5 protein-coding genes are annotated in these 1139 nt (G+C 55.3%); all 5 read left to right on the top strand.

All coding sequences use genetic code 11. From position 1 onward, the window contains the following. The first annotated feature begins 1 nt into the window (after window position 1). The 5 genes from A9587_RS25595 to A9587_RS24830 are packed head-to-tail and all read left to right on the top strand — an operon-like array spanning window position 2 to window position 1133. Window positions 2-100, top strand: coding sequence for a TraR/DksA C4-type zinc finger protein (locus A9587_RS25595; RefSeq protein ID WP_336595942.1), 99 nt, complete (start codon window positions 2-4; stop codon window positions 98-100). Continuing rightward, window positions 85-390, top strand: coding sequence for a DUF2730 family protein (locus A9587_RS24190; protein WP_001372558.1), 306 nt, complete (start codon window positions 85-87; stop codon window positions 388-390). Before A9587_RS25595 ends, A9587_RS24190 begins: the two co-directional genes overlap by 16 nt. A gap of 5 nt (window positions 391-395) precedes the next feature. Further along, window positions 396-683, top strand: a complete 288-nt coding sequence (locus A9587_RS24185) for a VpaChn25_0724 family phage protein (protein WP_024168521.1) — start codon at window positions 396-398, stop codon at window positions 681-683. 2 nt (window positions 684-685) lie between these two features. After that, window positions 686-985, top strand: a complete 300-nt coding sequence (locus A9587_RS24180; RefSeq protein WP_000101554.1) for a hypothetical protein — start codon at window positions 686-688, stop codon at window positions 983-985. After that, entirely contained in the window at window positions 975-1133 is a 159-nt protein-coding gene (locus tag A9587_RS24830; protein WP_172819860.1) for a hypothetical protein, read from the top strand. The genes A9587_RS24180 and A9587_RS24830 overlap by 11 nt, the downstream gene beginning before the upstream one ends. The last annotated feature ends 6 nt before the right edge of the window (window positions 1134-1139 follow it).

The following is a 1139-nucleotide window of genomic DNA, read 5'->3' as shown; positions in this document are numbered from 1 at the left end:
TATTCCGGCACAGCGCCTTGCGGCGCTGCCGGATGTGGTGACCTGTATTGACTGTCAGCAGATGCGGGAACGCAGGAGGAAAACGTGTCCTGGGAAATGATCAGAGCCAACTGGCCCATTCTGTGGGCATTGCTGATGACAGGAATAAACCTGCTTCAGTTGATTCTGGCAAAGACCTACGTCAAACGCGAAGAGTTTGATTTGCTGCGTTCCCGCGTGTCGGTGATGGAAAGCCAGGTACATCAGCTACCTGATCGTGATGAGTTCCACCGCCTGCAACTGGATATCAGCAACCTGCGGGGAGAAATCAAAGAGCTGGGGCCATCCATCCGCCAGGTATCCCGCATCAGCGATTTGTTATTAGAGAACGAGTTAAAGGAAAAAAATTAATGGCGATGAAAGAGATCCTCACTGAAGACCGTCGTCTGGTGTTGCTGCGTTCCCTGCTGGATTGTGGCGACAGCGCGAATGAATCCGTGTTGCAGACCTGCCTTCAGGCCTACGGTCATAAGGTATCCCGTGATGTGGTGCGCACCCAGCTTGCATGGCTGCGCGAGCAGGGGCTGGTTCGTCTGTCTGATGTGGGCGGCTGTTACGTGGCTGAAATCACCGGCAGCGGTGAGGATGTGGCAAACGGCCTGTCCAGCGTTCCGGGCGTTAAAAAACCCCGTGCGAGGGACTGAGCATGGCCCGAAAACTGAAGCCGTTAAGTCGCGGAGAACGGGCCGTCGTGCGGCAGCTGGCGTACTGTCTTGTGCTCGCGGATATTGAGAAAAACGCCATCGCCCGTGCATATGAACAACAGACCGGAAAGCCCTGGAACCCGGATGCACCGGATACCCCCATGAAACGTGCCCTGCGTTCATCACCGGCATGTGCGCGGCTGTGGAAGCTGCTGGGTAAGGATATCCGCTCCGTTCGCGAAGAAATATACGCCGGTCTGAAAACACCGGGAACTGAAGACGGGGGCCGTCGTGAACCGTAAAAAGAATCCGATAAGTAAAGCGTCCCGTGATGAACTCCGCCGTCTGGCGCACAACCTGACATGGCGGGAAATCCAGAACGGCGCACTGAAATCTGCATACGAAAGTTTACAGCGTAGTGAGCAACAGGAGCGCACACATGGAAAATGAACAACG

It is taken from the genome of Escherichia sp. MOD1-EC6162, from assembly GCF_002965125.1.
GTDB lineage: Bacteria > Pseudomonadota > Gammaproteobacteria > Enterobacterales > Enterobacteriaceae > Escherichia > Escherichia marmotae.
Note: the sequence above shows the minus strand (reverse complement) of the source record. Positions and strands in the feature narration are given on the sequence as shown.

Coding starts and splice junctions, on each gene's coding strand:
- A9587_RS24185 (WP_024168521.1), top strand. CDS start 396: ATGAAAGAGATCCTCACTGAAGACCGTCGTCTGGTGTTGCTGCGTTCC.
- A9587_RS24180 (WP_000101554.1), top strand. CDS start 686: ATGGCCCGAAAACTGAAGCCGTTAAGTCGCGGAGAACGGGCCGTCGTG.